A 24,713-nucleotide genomic window follows, 5' to 3' on the forward strand; every position below is an offset into this window, starting at 1 on the left:
GCAAAAGCGACAGCGGGCCGTGCGCCGCTGTTGACGATTCCCTATTCCCGATTCCCCATTCCCGTGCGCGGAGCGCGCGCATGAACGCCACCCTGCGCATCCTGGCCTGGTTGCTGGCGCTGGCGTTGGTCGCGCTGCCGGTGGTGGCTGTGCTTAATGGTTGGGTCGGTGCCGAGCGCTGGCCGCTGGCGACGCTGCGGGTGTCCGGCGACTTCAAGCGGGTGCCTGCCGAAGAGTTGCGCGCGGTGGTGTTGCCGTATGCGCGTGCAGGCTTTTTCGCGGTGAAGTTGCAGCAGGCGCAGGACGCCATCGCGCGGTTGCCGTGGGTGGAAAGCGCGCAGGTGCGCAAGCGCTGGCCGGACGTGCTGGAAGTGCATGTGACCGAGCACAAGCCGTTCGCGCGCTGGGGCACCGACCGCATGCTGTCCGAGCAGGGTCGGCTGTTCCGTACGCCGCCGCTGTTGAAGGATTTCAAGTTGCCGCAGCTGGGTGGGCCGGACAGCAAGACCCAGGACGTGGTGGCGCTATACAACGAATCGCGCGCGCTGTTCGCGCCGACCGGGCTGGATGTGGAGCGTCTGGAAATGGACGCGCGCGGCAGCTGGTCGCTGGGCCTGAGCAACGGCGTGCAGATCGTGATCGGCCGCGACGACGCCCGCGCCCGCCTGCAGCGCTTCGCGCGCGTGCTGCCGCAGCTGGCCGACCCGCAGCGCCCGATCGCTCGTGCCGACTTGCGCTACACCAACGGATTTACCGTTGAACGGCGAATGGAGAATGGGGAATCGGGAATGGAGAAGAAGCCCAAGCAGGCATCGCATGCTGTGCCTCACGCGCTTGTTCTCAATTCTCCCCGCATTCGTGCACCGCTGTTGACCATTTCCCATTCCCCATTCGCTATTCCCGGCTTTAAGACATGAATCGCAAAGGCGACAAATCCCTCATCGTTGGACTGGACATCGGCACCTCCAAGGTCGTTGCGCTGGTCGGCGAGTACTCGCCCGGCAATCCGATCGAAGTGATCGGTATCGGTTCGCACGAATCGCGCGGTCTCAAGCGTGGTGTGGTGGTGGATATCGAATCCACCGTGCAGTCGATCCAGCGCGCGGTGGAAGAAGCCGAGCTGATGGCCGGCTGCGAGATCCGCTCGGTGTATGCCTCGATTTCCGGCAATCACGTGCAGTGCAAGAATTCGCCGGGCATCGTGCCGATCCGCGATGGTGAAGTGACCTGGAGCGATCTGGAGCGCGTACTCGACGCGGCCAAGGCCGTGGCCATTCCCGCCGATCAGCGCATCCTGCACGCGATTCCGCGCGAGTACGTGCTGGACGATTCGCAGGAAGGCATCCGTAACCCGGTCGGCATGACCGGCGTACGTCTGGAGGTGCATGCGCATCTGGTGGTGTGCGCGCAGTCGGCCGCCGCCAACATCACCAAGTGCGTGCAGAAGTGCGGTCTGCAGGTGGACGACCTGGTGCTGTCGTCGCTCGCGTCGTCGGTTGCCGTGTTGACCGCCGACGAGCGCGAGCTGGGCGTGGTGCTGGTGGATATCGGCGCCGGCACTACCGATCTGGCGGTGTATGTGCAGGGCGCGATCTGCCACACCGCCTCGCTGCCGATCGCCGGCGATCATGTCACCAACGACATCGCACACATGCTGCGCACGCCGACGCCGGAAGCCGAGCAGATCAAGGTGCGCTACGCCTGCGCACTGGCGCAGCTGGCCACCGCCGAAGAAAGCATCCAGGTGCCGTCGGTGGGCGATCGCCCGCCGCGCCGCATGCCGCGCCACGCGCTCGCGCAGGCGGTGCAGGGACGGTACGAAGAAATTTTTGAAATGGTGCAGGCCGAACTGCGCCGTTCCGGTTTCGAAGAAATGGTGCGCGCCGGCATGGTGCTCACCGGCGGTGCGTCGAAGATGGAAGGCGTGGTGGAACTGGCTGAAGAAATGCTGCAAATGCCGGTGCGCGTGGGCATTCCGCAGCACGTCACCGGCCTGGGTGAAGTCGTCGGTAACCCGGTACATGCCTCTGGCGTGGGCCTGTTGCTGATGGGCAGCCAGATCGAACATCCGCGTCGCCCGTCGATCCCGACCGGACGCGCAGGAAATTTGTTCAAGAAATTGAAGAATTGGTATCGCGGCGAATTTTGAATCGGGAATCGGGATTCGAGAATCGGTTGAAGCAAAAGCTAAAGCGGTTGCAGCAGGGTTGAGTGGAGAGCGGTGAGAGCGGGCAGGGCGTAGTTTTTTTGTGGTTCCGCCGAGGAAACAGTGGTTGGAGTGAAGGTGTTTCGTTGTTGCGATTCCCCATTCCCAATTCCCCATTCCCGGCATTCAAACAACAACATTCGCCGACATGCGGGTGTTGGGCTGGCGAACGGAGCAATCCGATTCCCCATTCCCGACTCCCCATTCACGGCATCTAAAGAGGACACTGACATGGCACATTTCGAACTGATTGAAAAAATGGCTCCCAACGCGGTCATCAAGGTCGTTGGCGTCGGCGGCGGCGGCGGCAACGCGGTTGCGCACATGGTCAACACCAACGTCGATGGCGTGGAATTCATCACCGCCAACACCGACTCGCAGGCGATCAAGAACTGCGGCGCCAAGCTGCAGCTGCAGCTCGGCACCAACGTCACCAAGGGCCTGGGCGCGGGCGCCAATCCGGAAGTCGGCCGTCAGGCCGCGCTGGAAGACCGCGAGCGCATCATGGATGCGCTGCAGGGGGCGGACATGGTGTTCATCACTGCCGGCATGGGCGGCGGCACCGGTACCGGCGCGGCACCGGTCGTTGCGCAGTTGGCCAAGGAAATGGGCATCCTGACCGTGGCCGTGGTCACCAAACCGTTCCCGTTCGAAGGTCGTCGCCGCATGCAGGTGGCGCTGAAGGGCATCGAGGAACTGAGCCAGCATTGCGACTCGCTGATCACCATTCCCAATGAAAAGCTGATCACCGTGCTCGGCCGCAACGCCACCATGATCCAGGCGTTCCGCGCTGCCAACGACGTGCTGCAGGGCGCCGTGCAGGGCATCGCCGATCTGATCGTGCGTCCAGGCCTGATCAACGTCGACTTTGCCGACGTGCGCACCGTGATGTCGGAAATGGGTCTGGCCATGATGGGCACCGGCTCGGCACGCGGCGACGATCGCGCGCAGGCCGCTGCAGAAGCCGCCATCCAGAACCCGCTGCTGGACGATGTGAATCTGGCCGGTGCCAACGGCATCCTGGTCAACATCACCGCCGGCCCGGACTTCACCATGGCCGAGTTCGACGAGATCGGCCGCACCATCGAAGCGTTTGCCTCCGAAGATGCCACCGTGGTCGTCGGCACCGTGCTGGACCCGGACATGCAGGACGAAGTACGCGTGACCGTGGTCGCCACCGGCCTGAACCGTGCGGTTGCCCGCCAGACCCAGCGTCCGGACCAGCGCGCGCCGATCAAGCTGGTGCGCAATGCCACCACCGGCCAGCCGGAATTCGGCGACTTCGACATCAGCAGCGGCGATGCGGTGTCCAAGGCCGTCGGCGGCAGCATGGGCCTGGGCCTGCGTCGTCCGAGCAGCGACTCGGCCGGCAGCAGCGCTGGCAACCATACCAGCGGCGGCTCTTCTGCGCCGGCGGCAGACCTGCCCAACGATTACCTGGACATCCCGGCGTTCCTGCGCCGCCAGGCCGACTGAGGGTCGGCGGCTGCGTCGCTAAGGTGACGCAGCCCGTCCTGCCCCGAAGTCCGCTTCGGGTCGCCATGCCGTGTCATGTCATTTCTGCCGGATCGGTGCCGATCCGGCAGCTTTTGTCATAACGTGACCGGGCGATGACAATTCCCGTCACGCGCGACTTGTTAAAATTCGGATAATCTCAACGGATTAGACAGCCGGTTCAGCGTCTGTCTGCATTGTTCATCCAGACTTCGCATATGACCCAGCAACGCACCCTCAAGAACACCATTCGCGCCACCGGCGTCGGCCTGCACAGCGGCGACAAGGTGTACATGACGCTCAGACCGGCTCCGGTAGATCATGGCGTGGTGTTCCGGCGTGTGGACCTGGAACCGATCGTCGAAGTCCCCGCCGATGCGGAACTGGTCACCGAGACCACGCTGTGTACCGGTCTGACCTGCAACGGTGCCAAGATCCAGACCGTCGAACATCTGATGTCCGCATTGGCGGGCTTGGGTGTGGACAATGTCATCGTCGAACTGTCCTCGGCCGAGTTGCCGATCATGGATGGCTCGTCCGGTCCGTTCGTGTTCCTGCTGCAATCGGCAGGCATCGTCGAACAGAGCAAGCCCAAGCGCTTCATCCGGATCAAGCAGACGGTGGAAGTGCGCGAGGGCGACAAGGTGGCGCGCTTCGAGCCGTACCAAGGCTACAAGCTCGGCTTCACCATCGAATTCGATCACCCGATGATCCCGGCCAAGCAATCGCGCCAGGAAATCGAGTTCTCCACCTCGGCGTACGTCAAGGAAATCTCGCGCGCGCGCACCTTCGGTTTCATGCGCGACCTCGAGTACATGCGTGAGCGCAATCTGGGCCTGGGCGGGTCGATGGACAACGCCATCGTGCTGGATGAGTTCCGTGTGCTCAACGAGGACGGCTTGCGCTACACCAACGAATTCGTGCGGCACAAGATTCTGGACGCCATCGGCGACCTGTATCTGGCCGGCGGCGCCATCCTGGGTGCCTACGAAGGCTTCAAATCCGGACACGCCCTCAACAACAAGCTGGTGCGTGCGCTGTTGGCCGACCAGGCCGCCTGGGAATGGGTCAGCTTCCCGGAAGGCACCGAGCAACCGCCGGTCACTTACGCCAGCCCTGTCTACGCATAGTGTCAGGGAATGCCCTAGTTGGCGGCCGAAGTGTGAATCCCATCGAATTTTTGGGTCATTCTTAACACTTATTTAAGACTTCCCTAACTCCTGGGGGCGGCATGCCCGCTAGGATGCGTCGGGTCGTGCGTGGTCTTCGCAGCCCATTCACGCACCGACGGTCGCTCCGGAGGAGCGGCGATGACCTTATCGCTTGGTCGGTAAGACGTCCTGCAGGGAAGCCAATGCGTCTCGCAAGCCTTTGTGCGTCGCCTCGGACACGGGTTTGGGACGCTCGCGGTTCTGCTGCGTTGGGGAATGCAGCGGGGCGGATGCGGTCTTGACGGTCACTGTGGTGGCTTTCAGTCCGACGGATCGGGCGGCATCCAGGATTTGGGTTTCGGCAAGCCGCACCTTGGCGTGCCAGACCGGCGAATCCACCAGAAAAACGAGCTGTTCGCCTCGGACATTCGCCAGCCGGCAACGGGTGGCCAGATGAGGCGGTAACAGGGGGCGCAACTGCCGGTCCAGCGCATCGAGCCACAAGGCTCGGCGCAAGGGGTCGCCAGCCTTTTCCCCCAGCGCGGCCTCGATGGCCTGCTGCGGAGCGGAAGGGTTGCGTGCGTTGGACTTGGGCTTGGACATGACACTCATATGGCGTTGAAAAAAGTTGTAATCAAATCTCGACAGACCCGGGCGCAGCGTGTGGCCCGACAGTTCCAGGGTTTTGCGGCGGATCGGCCGATGGTGGTGCTTGGTGCGGTTCTGGGCCTGGGCATGCTGATCGGCGTCGGTGCAAGCACCGCCACCGGCATGGTGACCAATTCCGCGCTGCAGGCCAAGATTGCGCAGCAGCAGGCCGAGCTGGCCCAGGCGCAGCGCGCCTCGCAGGCGCAGGTCAATGCACTGGCCGCCCGTCTGGGCGAACTGCAGGCGCAGGCCACCCGCCTCAATGCATTGGGCGAGCGTCTGACCGAAATGGGTAAGTTGAAGGACGGCGAGTTCGATTTCGACGCGCCGGTCGGCGTGGGTGGCGGCGATGAGCCGGTCAGCGACATGCCGGTGAAAGACCTCAAGCAGACGCTAGGGCAAGTCGAACAGCAGTTCTCCGCCTCCGGTCAGCAACTGAACGTGCTGGCGTCGCTGATGTTCGATCATCAGCTGGAGCAGAACTCGGTGCCCTCGCGGATGCCGATCCGCAATACCTACATCACCTCCGGCTTTGGCGGTCGCGCCGATCCGTTCGACGGTGGTTCGGCCTTCCACAAGGGCGTGGACTTCCATGCCAATGTGGGCGACCCGGTGCTGTCGGTGGCCGATGGCGTGGTCAGCTACGCCGGTATACGTGGTGGTTACGGCAACGTGGTCGAAGTGGACCACGGCAATGGCTATGTCACCCGCTACGCGCACAACTCGCGGCTGGTGGTGAAGGTGGGCGATCTGGTGCGTGCCGGTCAGCAGGTGGCCAGGGCAGGTTCCAGCGGTCGTTCCACCGGTGCGCACGTGCATTTCGAGGTGTGGGCGAACGGGCGCGTGGTCAATCCGCGCAAATTCCTGGGCGACACCAACACGCCGGTGGGGCGCCGAGGGCGCGGTTGACGAAGGCAAGGCACGCTCCGTCGGAGGTGCTTGATTCGTGAAGGCTCGCCCCAAGCTACAATAAGGGTTGCCATGACAGGGCGCAGTGCGCCCTGTTTCGTTTACGGCGGTCGGGTCTTGGGACCGGCGTCGGTCAAACCGTTCCTTTTCAACCGGTTTCTTCAATGATCAACAGTCTGCTTACCCGTGTCTTTGGCAGTCGTAACGAACGCCAGCTGCGCCAGCTCACCCGCCTCGTCGCCCAGATCAATGCGCTGGAGCCGACGATCGAGAAGCTCTCCGACGCCGAGCTGCAAGCCAAGACCCCGGAGTTCAAGCAGCGGCTTGCCGCCGGCGAGTCCCTGGACAAGATCCTTCCCGAGGCCTTTGCGGTGTGCCGCGAGGCCAGCCGCCGCGTGCTGGGCATGCGTCATTACGACGTGCAGCTGATCGGCGGCATGGTGTTGCATCTGGGCAAGATCGCCGAGATGCGCACCGGCGAAGGCAAGACCCTGGTGGCCACGCTGCCGGTGTACCTCAACGCGCTGCAGGGCGAGGGCGTGCATGTGGTCACGGTCAACGACTACCTGGCGCGCCGCGACGCCGCGCAGATGGGCAAGTTGTACAACTGGCTGGGCCTGAGCGTGGGCGTGGTGTATCCGGGCATGCCGCACAGTGACAAGCGCGAGGCCTACGGCAGCGACATCACCTACGGCACCAATAACGAGTTTGGCTTCGATTACCTGCGCGACAACATGGCGCTGTCGCGCGCCGACCGTTATCAGCGCAATCTGCATTACGCGATCGTCGACGAAGTCGACTCGATCCTGATCGACGAAGCGCGCACCCCGCTGATCATTTCCGGACCGGCCGATGAATCGCCGGAGCTGTACATCCGCGTCAACCGCATCGTGCCACAGCTGACCAAGCAGGAAAGCGAAGAGGCCGAGGGCGATTTCTGGGTCGACGAGAAGGGCAAGCAGGTGCATCTGTCCGAGGCGGGCATGGGCCACGCCGAAGAACTGCTGATGCAGGCCGGCATCTTGGAAAACGCCGAAGACGGCCTGTACGCCGCGCAGAACCTGAGCGTGGTGCATCACCTCAATGCTGCGCTGCGTGCGCACGCGATCTATCAGCGCGATGTGGATTACATCGTGCGCGATGGCGAAGTGGTGATCGTGGACGAATTCACCGGCCGCACCCTGACCGGGCGGCGCTGGTCCGACGGTCTGCATCAGGCGGTCGAAGCGAAGGAAGGCGTGCCGGTGCAGCGCGAGAACCAGACGCTGGCCAGCATCACCTTCCAGAACCTGTTCCGCATGTACAAGAAGCTGTCCGGCATGACCGGTACGGCCGATACCGAAGCCTACGAATTCCAGAGCATCTATGGTCTGGAGGTGGTGGTGATTCCGACCAACCGCCCGACCGTGCGCAAGGACCACCCGGACCAGGTGTTCCTCAACCGCAAGGGCAAGTTCAATGCGGTGCTGGCCGACATCGAAGATTGCGCCAAGCGCGGTCAGCCGGTGCTGGTGGGGACCACCTCGATCGAGACTTCGGAGATGCTCTCCGAGCACCTGCGCAAGGCCGGGGTGAAGCACGAAGTGCTCAACGCCAAGCAGCACGAGCGCGAAGCGACCATCGTGGCCAACGCCGGCCAGCCGGGCGCGGTGACCATCGCCACCAACATGGCCGGTCGCGGGACCGACATCGTGCTGGGCGGTTCGCTGGAAACCGAACTGCATGGCATGGGCGAAGACATCAGCGATGAGCAGCGCTCCGCTGCCAAGGCCGAGTGGCAGCGTCGTCATGACGCAGTCAAGGCCGCTGGCGGCCTGCACATCATCGGGACCGAGCGTCACGAATCGCGGCGTATCGACAACCAGCTGCGTGGCCGCGCCGGTCGTCAGGGCGACCCGGGTTCCTCGCGCTTCTACCTGTCGCTGGAAGACAATCTGATGCGCATCTTCGCCTCCGATTGGGTGCAGAAGGCGATGCGCATGATGGGCATGAAGGAAGACGACGTCATCGAAGATCGCCTGGTCAGCCGGCAGATCGAAAAGGCGCAGCGCAAGGTGGAAGCGCACAACTTCGACATCCGCAAGAACCTGCTGGATTTCGACGACGTCAACAACGATCAGCGCAAGGTGATCTACGCCCAGCGCGACGAGTTGCTGGACGCCGAATCGGTGAAGGACAACGTCGACGGCATCCGCGGCGATGTGATCTACGACCTGGTCGCCCGCTTCGTGCCGCCCAATTCGGTGGACGAGCAGTGGGACCTGCAGGGCCTGGAAGCCACGCTGGAATCGGAGCTGGGCATGCCGCTGGCGCTGCGCGAAATGGCGCGCACGCAGGAAGAGTTGGACGCCGAACAGATTGCCGCCAAGGTGCAGGCCGCGGTGGATGCGCACTTTGCCGAGAAGGAAGCGGCAGTGGGCAACGACACCATGCGTGCGCTGGAAAAGCACGTGATGCTGACCGTGCTCGATCAGGGTTGGAAGGAGCATCTGGCCAAGATGGATTACCTGCGCCAGGGTATCTATCTGCGTGGTTACGCGCAGAAGCAGCCCAAGCAGGAATACAAGAAGGAAGCCTTCGAGCTGTTTTCCGAGATGCTGGAAAACGTCAAGCGCGAGGTGATCAATTTGCTGGCGCGCGTGCGCATCCGCAGCGAAGAAGAAGTGGCCGAACTGGAAGAGCAGGAACGTCTTCAGGCGCAGGCGCGCTTGATGGCCTCGCAGTTCCAGCACCAGGAGGCGGGCGGCTACGGCGCCGACGAGGAAGTGGAGCAGATGCAGGGCGGCAACGCGCCGGTGCCGGTCTCGCAGGTGACTCGCGACGAGCCCAAGGTGGGTCGCAACGATCCCTGCCCGTGTGGCAGCGGCAAGAAGTACAAGCACTGTCACGGTCAGCTCAGCTGAGCTGACCGTGGGCAGCCCGCTTGGCGGGCTGCCCACCCAGCGTCCGCGCAGCGGACGCTGGGTGCACGGGTCCTCGCTTCCGATCCCCCGCGCCTTCGGCGCGCCCCTCTTACCAAGGGGGGCTTTGCATTCGGGGGGATTTCGTTGGAACTGCTGATGCTCAGGCATGGAGTCTCCGCGACTGGGTGCAATGCCCCGCCGGGATCTCCCACTTTTTGCCAACTCCCCGGCAGCGACTTGGTTTGCATCGTCGCCAGGCAATGTCTGGCAACTGCGGCATAGCCGCCAGAAAGTTCGACCAGCGCGATAAGCGTTCTTTCGGTGGGCCTCGGTTCGGCAGGTTCACTACACGCCTGTCCATCGCGCGCGGACGCCAACTTTGCCCATTGCAGGCAAGCTTCTCCGCCTCCGCCTCCGCCTCCGCCTCCGCCACGGCGGGGCGTATGCTTGATCCACATCCTGTGGGAGTGCAGTCATGGCACGGCTGTCCAGCCAGCAATTGAAGGTGTTCGTGCCTGCACGCGACTATGCGCTGTCGCAGCGGTTCTATCGCGCGCTGGGCTTCGTGCAGGAGGACGAGGTGGGTAATGTGACCTGTTTCCGGCATGGCACGCACTGCGCGTTTCTGCTGCAGGATTTCTATCTGCGCGCATTGGCCGAGAACCTGATGCTGCACCTGTGGGTGGACGATGCCGATGGCTGGTGGCAGCACGTGCACGACACCGGCATGGACGAGCAATTCGGGGTGAGCTGCAGCGTGCCGGAAGATCGTCCATGGGGCGCACGCGATTTCACCCTGCACGATCCCAGCGGCGTGCTCTGGCGCATCGGGCATCCGCTGTAGGGCCGGGATTGGAGATTGGGAATTCGGGATTGGCAGAAGCACGCATGCCGCGCTTTGACGAATCCCCAATCCCCAATCCCCAATCCCAGCCTCAAGCGATTGCGCTGAACGGCTCACTCGCGGCACTCTTGTGCCATGCCTGATTCTCTGAGATCCATCCACGTCGTCGCCGGCGTGATCACCGACCCCCGCGGACGCATCCTGCTCACCCGCCGTACCGAAACCCGCGACATGCCTGGCCTGTGGGAATTCCCGGGCGGCAAGCGCGAACCTGGCGAAACCTCCGAACAGGCACTGGTACGCGAACTCAACGAAGAACTGGGCATCGAGGCACAGGTGGGCGATTGGGTCATGGATGTGCCCCAGCTGTATCCAGACAAGCGGCTGCGCCTGGAAGTGCGTCACATCACCGCCTGGAAAGGCAGCCCGCGTGGCCGCGAAGGCCAGGCCATGACCTGGGTCGCAGCAGACAAGTTGGCCCGCTACTCGATGCCGCCTGCCGACGTGCCGGTGGTGGGGGTGCTGCGCCAGCCCGACCGTTACTTGATCACGCCCGAACCGGAGGATGACGCGCGCTGGCTGGAAGGCCTGGAGCTCGCATTGCAGAACGGGATCACGCGGATCCAGCTGCGCGCGCGGCACATCGCGCCTGCGCGGTGGCAGGCGCTGTTGCAGCAGGTCATGCGTCTGCGTGGCCGCACGCGTGCGCAACTGCTGCTCAATCGCGATATTGCGCTGGCCAGCGAACTTGGCATCGGCGTGCATCTGGGGGCAGAGCAATTGGCCGGCTTGCAGCAGCGGCCATTGCCGCCGGAGCAACTGGTCGCTGCCTCATGTCACGGGCTGGAGGACTTGCGCCACGCACAACGGATCGGCTGCGACTTCGCGGTGCTGGGCCCGGTGCAGGCCACCGCGTCGCATCCGGGCGCCCCACCCATCGGATGGGAGGGGTTCGAAACACTGCGCGAACAGGTCTCGCTGCCGATCTACGCGCTCGGCGGCATGCAGATCGAGGATGTGCGCGAGTCGCGGTCGCATGGCGCGCAGGGAATCGCCGCGATCCGCTCGCTGTGGCCGCAGTGACCACACAGATGGTGGTGGTGTTGGATCATCCTGCGGCGATCTTGTCCGGCCCGATGCCGCGCATGCGGCGCTAGAACGTCACCCAAAAACAGTTGTATTGCCGGCGCAGCCGCAGCACGCTGCGCGCGGGCGCGCCGCTGGCGAGGTTCTGTTCCAGCCGGAGTCCCCAGGGGCGCGGGCGGCTGGGTGGGGTGGCAAGTGGTGCATCGGTGGCGCCGTCCGCCAGCTGCGGCGCGGGGGCGGGGGTGTCGGCGTCCCACGTTGGGGTGTCGCTTTGCGGATACATCGGCACGATATCCAGCAATGGGCGCTGCACGATGGCTTCCAGACGGCTCAGCACCTGATTGGCGGCGGCATCGGATTGGCCGCTCCATAGATACACGCTGGACAGGCGGTTGACGTCGCGGCTGTCCACCGCCAATTGCAGTAACGACACCAGTTCACTCAGCCGGCGCGGGCAGCCGTAGCGAGACAGGTCGGTATTGCCCTGCGGGGGGATGGCGGGCGGCGGGCGGCTTGCCGCTTCGACGTCCTCGCAGCGCCGGTCGGTGAACATGGTCTGCCCGTCCGGCGAGACGCAGCGGTGGATGTCCTGCGCCTGCACGCGCGCGGCGGGACAGACGCAGAGCACTAACAGCAGGGGCAGAAGGCGAGGCATCGGCGCAGCGTAGCCGGGCGCGCGTGAGCGGGCGACAAACGTGCGTGCGCGCTGGCGCGGTGCGACGGCCGGCGATGACGCAGTCAACGTCGTCAGCCCGCGTTGCCAATCAAGACCGACGCAGTGCTGCGCGACGTGCGGGTGGTGCAAGGCCGGCCACCCGTGCACGTCCGTCTTCCCCCTCCAAGCGCACACGGCACTCCGAAGCTAGCTCTCAGCGTCCAAGCAGCTGCAGTACCTGCGTGGTCGGTTTGGCAAGATTGAGCGTGTACAAGTGCAATGCCGGCGCGCCGCCTGCGATCAGGCGCTCGCACAGTGCGGCCACCACTTCGGCACCGAAGGCGCGGACCGCATCGGCATCGTCGCCGTAGGCCTGCATCTTCCTGCCGATCCAGCGCGGAATCTCGGCACCGCATTGTTCGGAAAAGCGCCGCAGTTGCGAGAAGTTGGAGATCGGCATGATGCCGGGAATGATCGGGATCTCCACGCCCATGCGCTGTACCGCATCGCGGAAATGAAAATAGGCATCGGCGTTATAAAAATACTGCGTAATCGCCGCATCGGCGCCGGCATCGACCTTGGCCTTGAAGTAACGCAGATCGCTTAATGCGTCGGCCGCCTGCGGATGGGTTTCCGGATACGCACCGACCTCGATCCGGAACGCATCGCCGTGCTCTGCGCGGATGAAGGCGATCAGGTCCGAGGCATAGCGTAGGTCGCCCGGATGGCCCATGCCCGAGGGCAGGTCGCCACGCAGCGCCACGATGCGGGTACAGCCGATCGCGCGATACTGCTCGAGCAGCTCGCGGATCTCCTGGCGGCTGCCACCGACGCAGGACAGATGCGGGGCGGCTTCGAAACCGTGCTTCTGCTTGAGCTGGCGCACCGTTTCGGAGGTGTAGCTGAGCGTGGAGCCGCCGGCGCCGAAGGTGCACGACACATACTCCGGCGCGTAGCCCTTCAACCTGGCTGCGGTGCGGTCCAATTGCGCGCGCTGGTCATCGGTCTTGGGCGGGTAGAACTCGAAACTGAGATGCGTCATCGCGGTGGGTCCGGCAGAGCGTGTCGGCATAATATCGCTTCATCGCGATGAATGCATATTGGGTTGCGGCAGGTCCGATTCGCGCGGTACCGATGCCGGATCCGGCGGCAGGACGCGGAACGGCAGGTTGGCATAGCCGGCGCGGCCCGCGTCGTCGCGGACCTCCACAAACACGCGGTAGGTGCCCGGTGGTGGCGCAATCAGGCGCACCTCGTTGCCCATGCCACTTGCGCCGTCGCGCTCACCAGCGGCGCGGTTCGGCTCAAGCGCGGCATTCACCAGGGCTGGTAACGCCTCGGGGTCGCCGCCGATGCTGCGTGCGGTGCTTTCCGTGCGGACATGCCAGTCGTAGCGCAGCAGGATGCGCCAGTGGCGTGAACGCTCGCAGTGACGGTCTGGCCCGGGCGAAGACGCACGCTGCCGGTCGCGCGTTGGCCGGCCAGCGTAAGCGCCGAGACCACAGGCGCACGCGTGGCCGGCCAATGCCCGGTCCACAGCAGTTGCAAGGTGTCCACGCTGGGCGTGGCTTCGCCCGAGGGCAGGAACAGGCCATACCAGGTGGGCGTGCGCTCCTGCTTGTCGCCCCACAGAAACACGAACGATCCCAGCCCCTGACGGGTGTCGCTGGCGATGTCGCTGCGGTAGCGCTGTTCCAGCAACAGCGCCTTGCGCGTGCTGTCGTCCTCGATCGGTGCGCCCCAAGCGGTGGTCGGCGATTCCCAATGGCCGGTAGGCCCCCACTCGGTGACGATGTACGGGCCGCGCCACTGGCTGTCGCGCAGCTTCTGCGGCAGCGCTGCAATATCGCCGTAAAGCTGTACGGCGATCAGATCCAGTGCCGGTGCGCGCGTCTTGAGTTGGTCGATCAGGTGTTTGTCGAAGCCGGCCAGGGTGGTGGTGACCGGATGATCCGGATCGATGGCATGGATGGCCGCGGCGATCTCGCCGACCGCGTTCCAGACCTTGGGATTGGTGGACTCCAGATTGAGCTCGTTGCCGACCACCCACATCAACACCGCCGGGTGCGTTGCCGATTGCCGCACCTGCGCAAGGACGCGCTGCAGCTGCCGCTTCACCGCAGTTGCATCGTTGTAATCGAAGCCATGCCGCTGGTTGCCCACTTCAATGCCGACCGCCACTTTCAAGCCGTTATGCTGCGCGCGATCGAGCAATGCGCGCTGGCGTTGCGGGTCCGGGTCCACGCGCCAGGTACGCAATGCGTTGCCGCCGCGTGCGGCCAGCGCTTCCATGCTGCCATTGCCCAGGCCGGCGCCCTTGATCACAAAGGGTGTGCCATCCGCCAACAGGCGGTACCCGTCTGCCTCCTGCGTAATGCGGACCCGCGCCGCGTGTGCGGACGTGCTCGCGGACAGTGCGAGCAGGCAGATGGCGATGACGCGCACACTCCATGGCCGTTGCATGGCGAGTCCTGGTGGCCTGCGGGACGCCAGCATATGCCGGGACACTGTGATGCGGGCGAACGTGCAGCATTTGCCTGGTTGGGATTGCTTGCAGCAATCGCAGCGTGTTCTGGTTCGACGTTGCTGAAGCGGCGCGTCGCTCAGGTGCGTCACCTGCCACGCGCTCGGTGCAATGGCGCAGGACGCAGGCACTGGTGTCGATCGAACGCTGGCGTCAGGCTTCTCGCGCCAGTCAGTCGGGGTGTGACAGGCAAGCAAGGCACTGCAAGTCATCGCCGAATCCTTGAACCGCCTCTGGGTCAGGTTAGCGCGCAGCGTCAACGACCTTGCGCTTGCGCTGGCCGAGCAGCCCAGCGTGGACGGCAACACGTTGCGAAGGAGCTTGCAGCACGCCTGCATTCCCGTTTCAGGCATGCAGTCGTTAGTCACCTGATCACTGTTCGCGATCCGTTGCTAGCGGCGCTCGATTCGACGAAGGCTACGTCGATGACATCCCCATCCCGGATGCATGGTGCCGAAGCGGCCATCCGCTTGCTCGCATGAATCTTGGCGATGCTGTCGACGACGACAGTGCGTCCATTGGCGCATTCCCGCGTTCGCACACGCTGCAGCACTGCGGCGCAGTTCTACGCAGCGACACACCCGCGTTCGCCTGCCGCTGCGATGGCAACGCCAGCAAGTAGACCTGAGCTGCGTCTGCGCCAAGCGTTGACGTGTGCACGCCTACACTGGGCGCACTTTCCACGGAGCGCCTTCATGAGCGATACCACGATGACTGCCATCGCCATCCGCGGTGGCAAGGGCGACGCCGATGCGCTGTACGCCACCGAGCAACCGCGCCCGCGTCCTGCGCCCGGGCAGGTGCTGATCCGCGTGCACGCGGCCGGCATCAATCGGCCCGATCTGCTGCAACGCGCCGGGCACTACCCGCCGCCGCCTGGTGCACCGGAAACGCTGGGGCTGGAAATCGCCGGCGAGATCGTCGAGCCAGCGGGTCGTTGGAACGTCGGAGACCGTGTTTGCGCGCTGCTAGGCGGGGGCGGTTATGCGCAATACGCCGTCGTCGATGCGCGGCACGTGCTGCCGATTCCTGCCGGCATGGAGTTGGTGCATGCCGCGGCCTTGCCGGAAACCATGTTCACCGCTTACGCCAACCTGTTCGAACACGGCCGGCTCGCCGCGGGCGAGTGGCTGTTGTTGCACGGCGCGACCTCGGGCATCGGCGTCACGGCGATCCAGATGGCCAAGGCGGCAGGCGCGCACGTGCTGGCCACTGCACGCTCGCCCAGCAAGGCCGCGCAGGCGCGCGAGTTGGGTGCCGATGTAGCGATCGATTCCACCAGCGACTCGTTTGTCGCGGTGGCCAAGGCGCACGGTGGTGTGGACGTCGCGCTCGACATGGTGGGCGCTGCGGTCTTCGCCGACACCTTGGAAGCGCTCAATCCGCGCGGACGCATCGTCTACATCGCCTCGCAAGCTGGTGCGAACATCGAGGTGCCGATTCCGTTGCTGATGCGCAAGCAGGCGGTGATCACCGGCTCGACGCTACGCCCACGCAATGCCGATGAAAAAGCCCGCCTGGCCGCGGAAGTGGAGCGCGTGGTGTGGCCGTGGATCGAACAGGGCAAGCTGCGTGTGCTGCTCGACAAGCGCTTCGCACTGACTGATGCCGCCGCAGCCCACCGGTATCTGGAACAGGGCAGTCATCTGGGCAAGGTGGTGCTGGAGATGTGATGGCGCCCGCTCAGTGGCCCGCGAGTGCGAACGCATGCCGGGCCGCTGATACGGACCCCCTGTGTGTCGGCGATCGCGTGTTTGGAACACGCGCACACTGCATCTGCGGGGGCGCGTCTGTCTCACTTCTTTTGCTGTTTTTGGGGTGTGTATCGCCGCGCTTGCCGTCGCGACGGCCCGGACCATTGGGACCCCAACGCCACGCACGCGGCAGTGGCCGCTAGCGTGGTGGCGTGTGATCGACCACCGCTTCGATGTGGTGCCCGTCGGGGTCGAGGACGAACGCAGCGTAATCGTCATCTCCATATGCGGGTCGCAATCCGGGAGCGCCATTACAGCGCCCCCCGTGCTGGAGCGCGGCACGGTGGAAGGCGTCCACGGCTGACGCATTGGCGGCGGCAAATGCAAGATGGAAGCCGGCCCCAGGGGCGCGCTGCACGGCCCGACGTTGCTTCAATGCCAGGCAATCTTCGCCGCCGGGCCTGCCATAGCCGACCGCCTGGTCGAGCGTGCCTGGCTCCAGATCGAACCACACCGGACATCGCCCAGCGCACCCAGGGTTGCATCGTAAAATGCGGCAGATGCCTCGATCGCGTGAACGCCCAGCGAAACGTGATGCAACATCAATGCAGCCTGCAGTGGCAACGGCACATCGGCGTGCCGGCCGCGATGCTGGTCTGCATGCGCTGGCGTCAATCGCAGGCTGCAAAACGGGTCTATCCCGTTGTGGTCGAGTGTCGCCACGCGCTGCCGCCGCGCTGAGCACGCCCGCAGTCTCTGCGCGTTACTTCGTGGCGCAGGTGAGCCGGTTCGAACGCAGCGACTGGCAGGCAGGTATAGCAAAACAAGCAGGAGCGATGTCTCGCGGTGGGCCTCACGCTGGCCGTACACTGCGCCGTCGCGTGCGCTAACGCACCGCGCCGCTGCAGCGCTGGCAACGCAGTGTGCGTGAGTAGCCGTTCGCGCCGGTTGCCACCTCCTATCAACACGAAGGTTTCGATGAAGCATCCAGACGCATTGCGCATTGCCCTTGTCGGCATCGGCAAGATTGCCCGCGACCAGCACGTGCCCACCATCGCTGCGCGCGACGATGTGCAGCTGGTGGCCACCGTAAGCCGGCACGGCACGGTCGACGGTGTGCCGGCCTATCACACGCTGGAAGAAGCCTTTGCTGCGCAGCCGGAAATCGAAGCGGTGGCATTGTGCACGCCACCGGTCGGGCGGCATGCGTTGGCGCAGACCGCGTTGGCAGCTGGCCGCCATGTGTTTCTGGAAAAGCCGCCGGCCGCCACGCTTGCCGAGATCCACGATCTGCAGGGCGTGGCGCAGCGTGCGCAACGCAGCCTGTTCACCAGCTGGCATTCGCGCTGCGCTGCCGGTGTGGAGCCTGCCCGCGCATGGCTGGCCGACAAGCAGATCGTGCGCGCGCACATCACATGGAAGGAAGACATCCGCCATTGGCATCCGGGCCAGGACTGGATTCTCGAACCAGGTGGCATGGGTGTGTTCGACCCCGGCATCAATGCACTTTCCATCGTCACCCATCTGCTGCCGCGCAGCTTCGCGCTGCGCGAGGCCGAGCTGCATACCCCGGATAACCGTCAGGCACCGCTGTATGCCAGGCTCGCGTTCGTCGATACCGCGGGGGTGCCGGTCACGGCCGAATTCGACTTCCTGCAGACCGGCCACCAGCGCTGGGATATCGAGGTGGAGACCACCGCGGGCATGCTCATGCTCAGCGAAGGTGGTGCCAAGCTGTGCATCGATGGGCAGCAGCACCCGCTACCCGGCTCCGGCGAATACGACGGCTTGTACGCGCGCTTCGTGCAATTGGTACGCGCCGGCACCTCGGACGTGGATGTCGCACCGTTCGTGCATGTGGCAGATGCGTTCATGCTCGGCGCTCGCAAGGTCACCGCACCGTTCGCCTGGTAGTTCGATCCTCCGCTTGGCTAAGCGTTGAATAGGACTGGCTGCATGCCGTGTTCTGCAGCCAGCTGCCCTATCTCTGTGAAGTAGCGTTGGGCGTGCTGGTATGGCGCGCTGTCGCTCGCTGTCTTTTGTCGAACTCCAGTACGCGCCGACGACAGTCCCTGGCGGTGGCCCATCGATCTGAGCAGACGTGTGCGCGATACGCTATGTAACGCTTGCTGCAGTCAATCAGCATCGTGGCTATAGAGAAAAAAGCCCCCGCACGCTTGATCGCGTCGGGGGGCGTGTCATGCGTGTACCGCAGTGGCGCACCGCAGTGTCTCAAGCTGCTTCAAATCACTTTGTGATTCGATAAAACAGTCGTGCACGGTGGCATCGCCATGCACCGGAGATTGCTCAGCGGCGCCACATGCGCGCAGCGCGCGCGGGCAGGGTGAAGGTGTAGGACCCGCTGGAAATGCGCACCACGTTGCCGGAGCCCAACGCGTCCACGTCATCGGCATTCCAGCACAACGTGCTGTTGTGCATTCCCACGGTGGTGGTGACCGGGTTGCCGCACTTGTTGATGCCCACGATGCCCAGGCTGCCGCGACGGAACAGGATGTGGCGGGCGCTGGACGACAAGACCTGCATGTCGGTGCCCTGCACGCCAGTGTGGAAGCCGATCATGCGGCGCAGATCGTCGCGCACATACGCATTGACCCAGCGGTTGTCGCCGCTTTCGTTGTTGTCGGTATAGATCATCGGCATGCCGCCGTTGCGACCGACCAGGTATGCGTAGGCCAGCGTTGTTGGGGATATCGTGTGTGACCGCAAAGGTCACGGCGCGATTGCCCGGCAATGCCTGCCCGGACGCCGCCGGGTCCACCAGCTGCTGCATGCTGACGCCAACGGCGAACGCGTTACGCACTGCATTGAAGAGCGGAAAGTCGTAGGCCGCATGCGGTGTGGAGTGCAGATAAGGCGCCAGGAACTGATCGTACTCACCGTTCCCGGTGCCGCCACCGGTGATCACCTCGCCAAATACATACACACCCGAGCGGATGCCGGCATCGAAGACACGATTGAGATGATCGAAGCTCATGTGCTTGGCAGCATCCACACGGAAGCCGGTTACGCCGATCTCCTTGAGCGCCTGCAGATAGGCGCGCTGCTGCCGCACCACCCATGCGTTGCCGACCAGATCCGGCAAGCCTGGGTCGCTGCCACCGCCGCAAATGCGGTAAGTGCGCACCTGATAGGCGTCAGTGTAGTTGCTGATGCGCTGCGCCGGGCCGAAATCGCGGGCGCTCAAGAAGTTGGACTGCAGCGTGCCGAACAGGCGTAGCGAATCGTAACGGCCAGGATGTGCGGCGTATTGCGACAGTACCGCGCTGCCGGGATAGTTGAGGTCCGAGCGCGAGGCCGCTTCGTTGGCCATATGGTTGAACACAATGTCGGCATAGGTTTCTACGCCATTGTTGGCCAGTGCCTGCACCATCCGCTTGAATGCAGCGGTGTCCCCGAGCAGGCTGTCGATCAGGCGCTGGCATGCAGCGTGTTCAGTCTGGCCAGTGGCATCTCGATACGCTCATCTGTGTAGTAGGCAGGTTGCTTCGCGTTGCTGCCGCCAGCATCGCGCTCGGCGCCTTTCCACTTGTCGTAACCCTTGTTCGGCAGTGCCAATGTCACGGTCTCGCCGCTCACGCGCTCCACCCGCACCACGCCGTAAGCGTGTTCGCCATACGCCCCGGGCGCCAGCGTCTGCAGGTCCACGGTATACAGGTCGCCTTGCGCAGGTTGTGCAAGCCAGACGTCATCGCGCTTGGAGGTCTGCGAGGCGCTGTAGGCGCCGAATATCGCCACAACCGCAATCAGGCCGAGCAGCACCATCCCACCGAAACGGCGGTAGGCAGGAATGGGCGGCTTGCCGCGGCTGGCCTCGAATGTCTTGGTCTCCAACACCGTGGTGTGATTGCAGCCGTCGCACACCCGCAAGTATCGCTTCTTGGTGACCCAGCCGAAGAGGTACCACAGGTGCGCGTAGCGATAATGCAGCACGTTGCGAAAGCTACGCTGCTGCGCGCACTGGTCGCAATGCGCGTTGTCGGCTGCGCCCAACGCAATCAGGTCGCCGCCCGATCCCCGGATGATCATCATTCGTCCTTGAATTGTGCAAAAGTGACGCATGATAAGGGCAGTGCCGCTGCCTGGGCAGGTGCCTGCCCGGAACTTGGACAAACGGCGATACCCGCGGCTCGGCCAGGCCGCGACGGGGCATGGCGCCGGCCGCGTTAAACTAGCCGCCCGTCCACAGCCAAGCCTCCCGATGCGCAATCCATTGCAAGAACAGCTGCTCAAGGCCGGCCTGGTGAAAAAAGCCCAGGTGGACAAGGTGGCGCGCGAACAGGTCAAACAGCGCCATGCCAAGGGGGCGGCGGTGCCGCCGGCGGATGCGGACAAAGTCGATGCAGCGCGCTTGCAGACCGAGCGTGCCGAGCGCGATCGTGCGCTGGCCGAAGAGCGCAACGTGCAGTTACGCCGGCAGGAGGTACTGGCACAGGTGCGGCAGATCGTGGAGACCAACAAGGTCAAGCGCGAAGGCGAGATCGACTACCGTTTCAACGATGGCAACCTCATCCGCAGCGTGCTGGTGAACCCAACGCTGCGCAGCCAGTTGGCCAGCGGCGCGCTGGTGATCGTGCGTCACGGCGAGGGCTTCGAGCTGATTCCGCGCGCTGCGGCCGAGAAGGTCTACAGCCGCGATGCCGATACCGTGGTGCTCGATCACGGCCGCAACAGCGCACCGGCAGCGGCCGACAGCGACGACGAGTATTACAGCCAATTCAAGGTGCCGGACGATTTGATCTGGTAGCGCCGAGGCGCGAGGTCATTGGAAGATCGGTATACGGATCTCCCCTTGTCGTGCGCGCGACACCGCGCCGTGATGCGGACTCGCACGTCGTTGGCAAGCGTTCCCTGCCTGCAGGAACCCGATTTCGACTAAGAGCATCTAACAAAACTACTGCGCGGCCGCCAGGCGGGCGCGGCCGGTGCTCGGAATCGGCATGTATCACTTGTACACTCCGGTTCCTCCGCGCCGTCCGCACCCACCTGACCACCGCTCGCTACGTTCTGTTAGCCGCTCTAATTGCCTGCGCCGGCCTAGTCGCCGCGTAGGGGATGCGTTGTTGCGCAACGTAGTCGCGCACCAGCCTGCGCGCTACCCTGACACTCTTTGTCGCCGCCTATCCCGCTCATGTCGATCGTCTTGACCCGGTTCGCCCGCACCCGCCTGTTCCCGCGCGATGGCCGTCGCAATGCCATCCAGGACTGTACGCCCGAGCAGTTCATTCAGCGGCTCAACGACGAGGCGCCGCGACGCGTGATCGAGGGCTACGCACCGTTTTGCCAGTTGCATGTGCATCGCAACTGGACCTCGACCCGCTGCCTTACGATCCCCATCACCGATGACAACCGGCACCTGCTGCGTTCCGGCTACGAGGCGCGCAGTACGCAGGAATTAGCCGTGCTGGTGCGGTGGTTCGAAGGTGTCGCGCCACCCGTGGCCGCGTATCTGCTGCCCATCCTCTACAGCCGCGATCAACTGGCCAAGGAGGGCACGCCCATCGATGCGGACTGGGGCGTAGTGGGGTGTCTCTACACCGCAGAGCCGGACGAAATTCCGATGGCGCCGATCACCATGTTGCGCAATGCTTTGGGTGTGGAAGAGGGCGGCTCGGGCACGCCGCTGAACCGCGATGCATACCGGCAAAGCGTGGCGTTTTGGGAGCGCAACGCGAATTGGAGGCCGTAAGCAGCTGTGACAGCTTTCGCTGCAGGAGTGATCGATCAATCAGTGGGAGGGTCGCCGGTAAAGTCGCACTGGGACGCGCTTGGACCATCGCGTCAGAGAAGATGCCGATGGCGCCAATCACGAAGCTGAGCAACGCGCATGTCGCGGCCTGTTCGGCTGTGCTACTGAACCGCGCTGCATGCCGATTCGACTTGGAATTCTGGCAACGCACGCGAACCGGCGCCGTTAGTGGTGATCGCGCCAATTGCGTTTCACGGGTCCTTGGATCAGCGGAACAAGTGCGCCTGGATTCCCACGAATGCACTGCGGATGTCCGCAACGCTGCCCAGCATCCGTTTGGCGTCGTTGACCCCGCCGTAGCGGATCCGCAGGACATCGCCGATCCTGCTGCTGGCCAGCTCGCCGGTGCCGTTGCGCGCGTAGTTGCCTAGCACGTATTCCAGGAACGAGCGCATCTCGCGCTCGTATCCGCCAAGTCCGGTGGACAACGCTGACTGCACACGCTGCGTCCGCGACAGGGGCGCGAGGGTGAACCGCACATAGGCCAGCACATCGAAGATGTCGCTGTGCGGTGCATCGATCAGGCGCCGCATGTCGTCCAGACGCTCGCTGTCGTAACCCAGGTCCGTGAGGCGCTGGAGGAAGGCTTCGCGTCGGCCGGGTCGCTCCAGATGGCGCGCAGTTGGTCCTCGTCCTTCAGTAGCGCATCGAGGTCGCCGAACAGCTGCTGCATGACTTCCGGGGCGGTGATCATCCTGCCGTCGTTGGACCAATATGTGGTCGCGGCGATGTAGTGAATGCTGCGTTCGCGGCCGTCGGAGAGCTTGACCACCACCCGCCTGGGCGGCTCGGGTTCTCTGATGCCACCACCAGGCACGCCAGGCTCGCGCTCGCTGGGCCGCCGTGGGTTGCGCGGCTCCGATGCATCGTCCGGCGGCAGCGGCTCGCCATCCCACGCCGGATCGTTGAAGTGCGCATAGGCCTTCACGAAGTCGTAGATGGTGAAGTAGTCCTTGCCTTCGAACGTGCGCGTGCCGCGCCCGATGATCTGCTTGAACTCGATCATCGACGTGACCGGGCGTAGCAGCACGATATTGCGGATGTTCAGTGCGTCCACGCCGGTGGACAGCTTCTGCGATGTGGTCAGGATGGTCGGCAGGGTCTTCTCGTTGTCCTGGAACGCGCGCAGGTGGCGCTCGCCCAGCTCACCGTCGTCGGCGGTGACGCGCTCGCAGTAGTGCGGGCTCGGGTTGTCCTTGATCTGGTTGATGAAGTTGCGTACCCGCGCGGCGTGCTCCTGGGTGGCGCAGAACACCAGCGTCTTCTGGCGCTGGTCGATCTGGTCCATGAACTCCTGCACGCGGCTGCGCTCGCGCTGGTCGATCACAAGCCGGGTGTTGAAATCGGCTTCTGTGTAAACGCGGCCGCGTTCCAGCTCGCCCTCCAGCACCACGTCGCCCTCGGAGTAGGTGTACTCGTCCAGGGTCGAGGCCATCTGCCGCACCTTGAACGGCGTGAGGAAGCCGTCGCCGATGCCTTCTTTCAATGCGTACGTGTAAACCGGCTCGCCGAAGTACGCATAGGTATCGCCATTGACATCGCGCTTTGGGGTCGCGGTCAGGCCTAGCTGCACGGCTGGCTTGAAGTACTCAAGGATCGCGCGCCAGGTGCTCTCGTCGCGTGCCCCGCCACGGTGGCACTCGTCGATGACGATGAAGTCGAAGAAGTCCGGCTCGTAGCCTTCGAAGGTGAACTGCGCCGCCGTGGACTCGTCTTCCGTATCGCCGGCACCGGTCATGAAGGTCTGGAAGATGGTGAAGAACACACTGGCATTGCGCGGAATGCCACCCTTTCTGCGGATCTCTTCCGGCCGGATGCGGCACAGCGCATCCGACGGGAACGCACTGAACGCATTGAAGGCCTGGTCGGCAAGAATATTGCGGTCGGCCAGGAACAGGATTCTCGGGCGGCGCACCGGATCACGGCTCAGGTTCCACTTGGCATGGAACAGCTTCCACGCGATCTGGAACGCCACCGAGGTCTTGCCGGTGCCGGTGGCCAGCGTCAGCAGGATGCGGTCGCGGTCCGTCGCAATCGCCTCCAGTACCGCAGTGATCGCATTGTGCTGGTAATAGCGCGGCTGCCACTTGCCGCTGCCGGTCTCGAATGGCACCGCGCCAAAACGCTCGTGCCAGTCGTTGCCGTCCGGAAAACAGCGCAGCCAGAGTTGCTCCGGCGTCGGGAACGGCAGGGCGATGTCGCCTTCGATTCCGCCGTCCATGTCGATGCCGTACCAGCCGATCCCGTTGGTGGCATAGGCGAACCGGGCCTGCAGTCGCGCCGCATAGTCCTTGGCCTGGCCGACGCCGGCGGTATGGCCCAGCCCGGCACGCTTGGCTTCGATCACCGCCAGTTTGCGGCCGCGATAACTCAGCACGTAATCCGCCGACAGCGCGGTGCCGCGCTGGCCGCCGCCGAGGATGCGGCCAGGGCAGATCAGTTCGCGATGGACCTGCGCGCCCTCCGCCACGCCCCAGCCGGCATCGCGCAGCACCGGGTCGATGCGGTTGGCGCGGGTGTCGGCTTCGGTTTCATGCATCGCGTGCATAGCCCGTCTCGCGTTGCGCGCGGATCGCCAGGACAAATACGGTGTCCAGCGCCGTTACATACTGGTAGAGGGCAATGTATCCGCGAGCGCCTTGGCCAATGACCAGTTCACGCAGATCGTTGTGCGTCAGGCGCCCGATCAGCGGATTGTTCGTGAGCACATCGGATGCGCTGACGATCTCGCCAAGACGCTCTTGGATGTGCGCCGCCTCGTGCTGTTCCAGGTGGCCGATGATGCGCCGCAGGTCCTCGTTGACAGAGGGTAGGAACTCGACGCGCGCCATG

Annotated in this window: 17 protein-coding genes, 1 other RNA gene and 4 pseudogenes; 13 read left to right on the top strand and 9 right to left on the bottom strand. The window is 64.3% G+C overall.

The window, feature by feature from the left end; translation table 11 throughout:
• Positions 1-80 precede the first annotated feature (80 nt).
• The 4 genes from XBLMG947_RS00560 to lpxC all read left to right on the top strand — a co-directional run bounded on the left by XBLMG947_RS00560 (position 81) and on the right by lpxC (position 4,830).
• Complete coding sequence (locus XBLMG947_RS00560; RefSeq protein ID WP_065465918.1) at positions 81-917, top strand: cell division protein FtsQ/DivIB; 837 nt, start codon at positions 81-83, stop codon at positions 915-917.
• Complete coding sequence (gene ftsA, locus XBLMG947_RS00565; RefSeq protein WP_065465919.1) at positions 914-2,149, top strand: cell division protein FtsA; 1,236 nt, start codon at positions 914-916, stop codon at positions 2,147-2,149. Before XBLMG947_RS00560 ends, ftsA begins: the two co-directional genes overlap by 4 nt.
• A 288-nt stretch (positions 2,150-2,437) precedes the next feature.
• Positions 2,438-3,682: a cell division protein FtsZ gene (gene ftsZ, locus XBLMG947_RS00570; RefSeq protein WP_065465920.1), complete on the top strand. Its 1,245-nt coding sequence runs from the start codon at positions 2,438-2,440 to the stop codon at positions 3,680-3,682.
• 236 nt (positions 3,683-3,918) lie between these two features.
• The gene (lpxC, locus tag XBLMG947_RS00575) at positions 3,919-4,830 is read left to right on the top strand and encodes a UDP-3-O-acyl-N-acetylglucosamine deacetylase (protein WP_065465921.1); all 912 of its coding nucleotides are present in this window, start codon (positions 3,919-3,921) and stop codon (positions 4,828-4,830) included.
• Between the two features lie 186 nt (positions 4,831-5,016).
• Here lpxC and XBLMG947_RS00580 read toward each other — a convergent pair whose 3' ends face one another.
• Positions 5,017-5,463, bottom strand: a complete 447-nt coding sequence (locus XBLMG947_RS00580) for a DciA family protein (RefSeq protein ID WP_083992774.1) — start codon at positions 5,461-5,463, stop codon at positions 5,017-5,019.
• Between XBLMG947_RS00580 and XBLMG947_RS00585 the strand changes: the two genes are divergently transcribed.
• From XBLMG947_RS00585 to XBLMG947_RS00600, 4 genes are all read left to right on the top strand, one after another.
• Entirely contained in the window at positions 5,464-6,408 is a 945-nt protein-coding gene (locus XBLMG947_RS00585) for a M23 family metallopeptidase (protein WP_065465922.1), read from the top strand.
• A 164-nt stretch (positions 6,409-6,572) separates the two neighbouring features.
• A complete protein-coding gene (secA, locus tag XBLMG947_RS00590) occupies positions 6,573-9,311 on the top strand; it encodes a preprotein translocase subunit SecA (protein WP_065465923.1) in 2,739 nt (912 codons plus the stop codon).
• Between the two features lie 475 nt (positions 9,312-9,786).
• A complete protein-coding gene (locus tag XBLMG947_RS00595) occupies positions 9,787-10,155 on the top strand; it encodes a VOC family protein (RefSeq protein ID WP_065465924.1) in 369 nt (122 codons plus the stop codon).
• Positions 10,156-10,290: 135 nt separating this feature from the next.
• Complete coding sequence (locus XBLMG947_RS00600; protein ID WP_065465925.1) at positions 10,291-11,238, top strand: Nudix family hydrolase; 948 nt, start codon at positions 10,291-10,293, stop codon at positions 11,236-11,238.
• Positions 11,239-11,308: 70 nt separating this feature from the next.
• Here XBLMG947_RS00600 and XBLMG947_RS00605 read toward each other — a convergent pair whose 3' ends face one another.
• The 3 genes and pseudogenes from XBLMG947_RS00605 to XBLMG947_RS00615 form a co-directional block, all read right to left on the bottom strand.
• Positions 11,309-11,896 (bottom strand): hypothetical protein, encoded by a 588-nt coding sequence (locus XBLMG947_RS00605; protein ID WP_065466047.1) that lies wholly within the window; start codon positions 11,894-11,896, stop codon positions 11,309-11,311.
• 214 nt (positions 11,897-12,110) lie between these two features.
• Entirely contained in the window at positions 12,111-12,938 is an 828-nt protein-coding gene (gene metF, locus XBLMG947_RS00610; RefSeq protein WP_065465926.1) for a methylenetetrahydrofolate reductase [NAD(P)H], read from the bottom strand.
• A gap of 39 nt (positions 12,939-12,977) precedes the next feature.
• Positions 12,978-14,359 (bottom strand): annotated as a pseudogene (locus tag XBLMG947_RS00615) (glycoside hydrolase family 2 TIM barrel-domain containing protein).
• Between the two features lie 756 nt (positions 14,360-15,115).
• On the opposite strand from XBLMG947_RS00615, the gene XBLMG947_RS00620 reads away from it, so the two are divergent.
• Positions 15,116-16,093: an NAD(P)H-quinone oxidoreductase gene (locus XBLMG947_RS00620; RefSeq protein WP_065465927.1), complete on the top strand. Its 978-nt coding sequence runs from the start codon at positions 15,116-15,118 to the stop codon at positions 16,091-16,093.
• A 220-nt stretch (positions 16,094-16,313) separates the two neighbouring features.
• Here XBLMG947_RS00620 and XBLMG947_RS00625 read toward each other — a convergent pair.
• Positions 16,314-16,717, bottom strand: a pseudogene (locus tag XBLMG947_RS00625) (VOC family protein).
• 375 nt (positions 16,718-17,092) lie between these two features.
• On the opposite strand from XBLMG947_RS00625, the gene XBLMG947_RS00630 reads away from it, so the two are divergent.
• A complete protein-coding gene (locus XBLMG947_RS00630; protein WP_065465928.1) occupies positions 17,093-18,028 on the top strand; it encodes a Gfo/Idh/MocA family protein in 936 nt (311 codons plus the stop codon).
• Between the two features lie 393 nt (positions 18,029-18,421).
• On the opposite strand, the pseudogene XBLMG947_RS00635 reads toward XBLMG947_RS00630, so the two are convergent.
• Together XBLMG947_RS00635 and XBLMG947_RS00640 are read right to left on the bottom strand one after the other, a co-directional pair.
• Positions 18,422-19,550: pseudogene (locus XBLMG947_RS00635) on the bottom strand (alpha-amylase family protein); the annotation flags it as partial.
• A complete protein-coding gene (locus XBLMG947_RS00640; protein ID WP_245228083.1) occupies positions 19,544-20,161 on the bottom strand; it encodes a hypothetical protein in 618 nt (205 codons plus the stop codon). The gene XBLMG947_RS00640 and the pseudogene XBLMG947_RS00635, both read right to left, overlap by 7 nt.
• A 172-nt stretch (positions 20,162-20,333) precedes the next feature.
• Here XBLMG947_RS00640 and XBLMG947_RS00645 point away from each other — a divergent pair, with 172 nt between their 5' ends.
• The 3 genes from XBLMG947_RS00645 (at position 20,334) to XBLMG947_RS00655 (ending at position 21,821) form a co-directional block, all read left to right on the top strand.
• A complete protein-coding gene (locus XBLMG947_RS00645) occupies positions 20,334-20,879 on the top strand; it encodes a DUF2058 domain-containing protein (protein ID WP_065465930.1) in 546 nt (181 codons plus the stop codon).
• A 193-nt stretch (positions 20,880-21,072) separates the two neighbouring features.
• A non-coding RNA gene (locus XBLMG947_RS00650) (sX9 sRNA) lies at positions 21,073-21,148 on the top strand.
• 115 nt (positions 21,149-21,263) lie between these two features.
• Positions 21,264-21,821, top strand: a complete 558-nt coding sequence (locus XBLMG947_RS00655) for a DUF3228 family protein (protein WP_065465931.1) — start codon at positions 21,264-21,266, stop codon at positions 21,819-21,821.
• A 266-nt stretch (positions 21,822-22,087) separates the two neighbouring features.
• Here XBLMG947_RS00655 and hsdR read toward each other — a convergent pair.
• A pseudogene (gene hsdR / locus XBLMG947_RS00660) lies at positions 22,088-24,420 on the bottom strand (EcoAI/FtnUII family type I restriction enzme subunit R).
• On the bottom strand, positions 24,413-24,712 hold the full coding sequence (locus tag XBLMG947_RS00665; protein WP_065465932.1) for a type II toxin-antitoxin system RelE/ParE family toxin: 300 nt from the start codon (positions 24,710-24,712) through the stop codon (positions 24,413-24,415). The pseudogene hsdR and the gene XBLMG947_RS00665 overlap by 8 nt, the downstream one beginning before the upstream one ends.
• Position 24,713: the final 1 nt, after the last annotated feature.

This window comes from Xanthomonas bromi (genome assembly GCF_900092025.1).
GTDB lineage: Bacteria > Pseudomonadota > Gammaproteobacteria > Xanthomonadales > Xanthomonadaceae > Xanthomonas > Xanthomonas bromi.

What these genes read in the sequence shown, in the direction of transcription:
- XBLMG947_RS00560 (WP_065465918.1), top strand. Translation starts at nt 81, where the DNA reads ATGAACGCCACCCTGCGCATCCTGGCCTGGTTGCTGGCGCTGGCGTTG.
- ftsA (WP_065465919.1), top strand. Translation starts at nt 914, where the DNA reads ATGAATCGCAAAGGCGACAAATCCCTCATCGTTGGACTGGACATCGGC.
- ftsZ (WP_065465920.1), top strand. Translation starts at nt 2,438, where the DNA reads ATGGCACATTTCGAACTGATTGAAAAAATGGCTCCCAACGCGGTCATC.
- lpxC (WP_065465921.1), top strand. Translation starts at nt 3,919, where the DNA reads ATGACCCAGCAACGCACCCTCAAGAACACCATTCGCGCCACCGGCGTC.
- XBLMG947_RS00580 (WP_083992774.1), bottom strand. Translation starts at nt 5,463, where the DNA reads ATGAGTGTCATGTCCAAGCCCAAGTCCAACGCACGCAACCCTTCCGCT.
- XBLMG947_RS00585 (WP_065465922.1), top strand. Translation starts at nt 5,464, where the DNA reads ATGGCGTTGAAAAAAGTTGTAATCAAATCTCGACAGACCCGGGCGCAG.
- secA (WP_065465923.1), top strand. Translation starts at nt 6,573, where the DNA reads ATGATCAACAGTCTGCTTACCCGTGTCTTTGGCAGTCGTAACGAACGC.
- XBLMG947_RS00595 (WP_065465924.1), top strand. Translation starts at nt 9,787, where the DNA reads ATGGCACGGCTGTCCAGCCAGCAATTGAAGGTGTTCGTGCCTGCACGC.
- XBLMG947_RS00600 (WP_065465925.1), top strand. Translation starts at nt 10,291, where the DNA reads ATGCCTGATTCTCTGAGATCCATCCACGTCGTCGCCGGCGTGATCACC.
- XBLMG947_RS00605 (WP_065466047.1), bottom strand. Translation starts at nt 11,896, where the DNA reads ATGCCTCGCCTTCTGCCCCTGCTGTTAGTGCTCTGCGTCTGTCCCGCC.
- metF (WP_065465926.1), bottom strand. Translation starts at nt 12,938, where the DNA reads ATGACGCATCTCAGTTTCGAGTTCTACCCGCCCAAGACCGATGACCAG.
- XBLMG947_RS00620 (WP_065465927.1), top strand. Translation starts at nt 15,116, where the DNA reads ATGAGCGATACCACGATGACTGCCATCGCCATCCGCGGTGGCAAGGGC.
- XBLMG947_RS00630 (WP_065465928.1), top strand. Translation starts at nt 17,093, where the DNA reads ATGAAGCATCCAGACGCATTGCGCATTGCCCTTGTCGGCATCGGCAAG.
- XBLMG947_RS00640 (WP_245228083.1), bottom strand. Translation starts at nt 20,161, where the DNA reads ATGATCATCCGGGGATCGGGCGGCGACCTGATTGCGTTGGGCGCAGCC.
- XBLMG947_RS00645 (WP_065465930.1), top strand. Translation starts at nt 20,334, where the DNA reads ATGCGCAATCCATTGCAAGAACAGCTGCTCAAGGCCGGCCTGGTGAAA.
- XBLMG947_RS00655 (WP_065465931.1), top strand. Translation starts at nt 21,264, where the DNA reads ATGTCGATCGTCTTGACCCGGTTCGCCCGCACCCGCCTGTTCCCGCGC.
- XBLMG947_RS00665 (WP_065465932.1), bottom strand. Translation starts at nt 24,712, where the DNA reads ATGGCGCGCGTCGAGTTCCTACCCTCTGTCAACGAGGACCTGCGGCGC.